At 67.0% G+C, this 2,033-nt stretch carries 1 protein-coding gene and 1 pseudogene; both read right to left on the bottom strand.

Annotated elements, in window-relative coordinates; all coding sequences use genetic code 11:
* Positions 1 to 146: 146 nt before the first annotated feature.
* Entirely contained in the window at positions 147 to 860 is a 714-nt protein-coding gene (locus tag G3436_RS09280; protein WP_163943888.1) for a cobalt-precorrin-6A reductase, read from the bottom strand.
* Positions 857 to 1,950, bottom strand: a pseudogene (locus G3436_RS09275) (cobalt-precorrin-5B (C(1))-methyltransferase). Before G3436_RS09275 ends, G3436_RS09280 begins: the two are co-directional and overlap by 4 nt.
* Positions 1,951 to 2,033: the final 83 nt, after the last annotated feature.

The raw sequence follows: 2,033 nt of genomic DNA, 5'->3' as shown, positions 1-2,033 counted from the left end.
ATTCACCAGCGCTCTCAAGATCGAGCGCCGTCCCGCGCGGCGCTTCGCTGGCAAGCCAGCTCCCACATTTGCTGCAACGTGCCATGGCCTGTAGGATCGGCGTTGTCAGCCTTTGTTTGCTCGGCTTCAGAGCTGCATTGCACCCATCAAAGCACCGCCAGCAACTCAGCCACCCCACCAAACTCCCGATCCACCACCGGCAACACCGGCCGCTTCAATATCAACACCGGCACCCCACGCTCACGCGCTACCTCCAACTTGGGCTCGGTGGCGCTGCTGCCACTGTTCTTGCTGATCAACACATCCACCTGCCGACGCTCGAACAACAATCGCTCATCCTCCAGCCGGAACGGCCCACGCGCACCAATCACTTCGCAACGCGCATTCCCCGCACACGCCTCCAGCGCCCGCAACGTCCAGAACTGCCCCGCCGGTATCTCGTCCAAGTGCTGCAATGGCTCACGACCCAAGGTGAACAACGGCCGCTGAAACGCCTGCAGCGCCGTCATCAACTCGGCCCAGTCCGCGACCTCACGCCAGTCATCCCCCTCCCGCGCCTGCCACGCCGGACGACGCAACGCCCAGCACTCGACCCCGGCCACGCGCGCCGCCCGCGCCGCATTGGCACTGATCTGTGCGGCATACGGGTGCGTGGCATCAATCACCAGGCCGATGTGTTGCGCACGCAAGTACGCCGCCAAGCCGTCGGCACCGCCATACCCACCCACCCGCACCTCGCACGTCAGGTCGGTGGGCACGCGGCCAATACCCGCCAGGCTGTAGACATGCTGCGGGCCCAGCGCCCGCGCAATGACCAGGGCTTCGGTCACACCCCCCAACAGCAGGATGCGCCGGCTCACTGCACACCCGCCCGGCCAACGATGCCACCCTGACGATCAATCGCGAACACTTCGACCTGCACCTGCGCCGGCACCACGCTGCGGGCAAACGCCAGGGCGTGCTCGCACACCGCATCACCTAGCGCCACCCCGGCCGCGCTGGCCAGCGCCAGCGCCTGCTGGCTGGTGTTGGCGCCAATGATCGCGGCCTGCAACGGCGCATCGGCACCCACCGCCGCAGCCCATTGCGCCAACTGCGGCAGGTCGATGCTCGAATGCCGGCTGTGCAGGTCCATGTGCCCGGCGGCCAGCTTGCTGATCTTGCCAAAGCCGCCACAAATGCTCAGCTTGCCCACCGGCACCTTGCGCAGGTGTTTGAGCACCGCACCGACAAAGTCGCCCATCTCGATCAGGGCAATGTCCGGGATGCCGTAGACCCGGCGCATGGTGTCTTCGCTGGCATTGCCGGTGCACGCGGCAATGTGCTCGTAGCCGTTGGTTCTGGCCACGTCGATGCCCTGGTGGATCGAGGCGATGTAGGCCGCGCAGGAGAACGGCCGCACGATGCCGCTGGTGCCCAGGATCGACAGGCCACCGAGGATGCCCAGGCGTGGGTTCATGGTTTTCAGCGCCAGGCTGTCGCCGTCCTGCACGTTCACGGTCACTTCAAAACCGCCGGCATAGCCACATTCCAGCGCCAGGTGCTGCAAGTGTTCGGTCATCATGCGCCGCGGCACCGGGTTGATCGCCGGTTCTCCCACCGCCAGCACCAGCCCCGGCCGGTCACGGTGCCGACGCCGATGCCCGCGACGAAACGTACGCCGGGTTCCTCAAGCAGGCGCACGTGGCTGTAGAGCAACGCGCCATGGGTCACATCAGGGTCGTCGCCAGCATCCTTGAGCGTGCCGGCCTCGGCGCCGCTGTCGGTGAGGCGGCAGAACTCCAGGCGCATCTGCACCTGCTTGCCCTTGGGCAAGGTGATCTGCACCGCGTCGTTGTGCTGCCCGCTCAACAGCAGGCGCGCGGCCGCGAGGCTGGTGGCAGTGGCGCAGCTGCCGGTGGTCAGGCCGCTGCGCAGCGGCGCGGGCTGCTCGGCGGTCTCGTCACGCATCGAAGGGCTTGACCACGTCGAGCAGGGTGATCGGCAACGCCTGCGCCAGGTGTCGAATTCGCCCAGCGGCTGCGCCTGGGCCA

The organism is Pseudomonas brassicae (genome assembly GCF_010671725.1).
GTDB lineage: Bacteria > Pseudomonadota > Gammaproteobacteria > Pseudomonadales > Pseudomonadaceae > Aquipseudomonas > Aquipseudomonas brassicae.
Note: the sequence above shows the minus strand (reverse complement) of the source record. Positions and strands in the feature narration are given on the sequence as shown.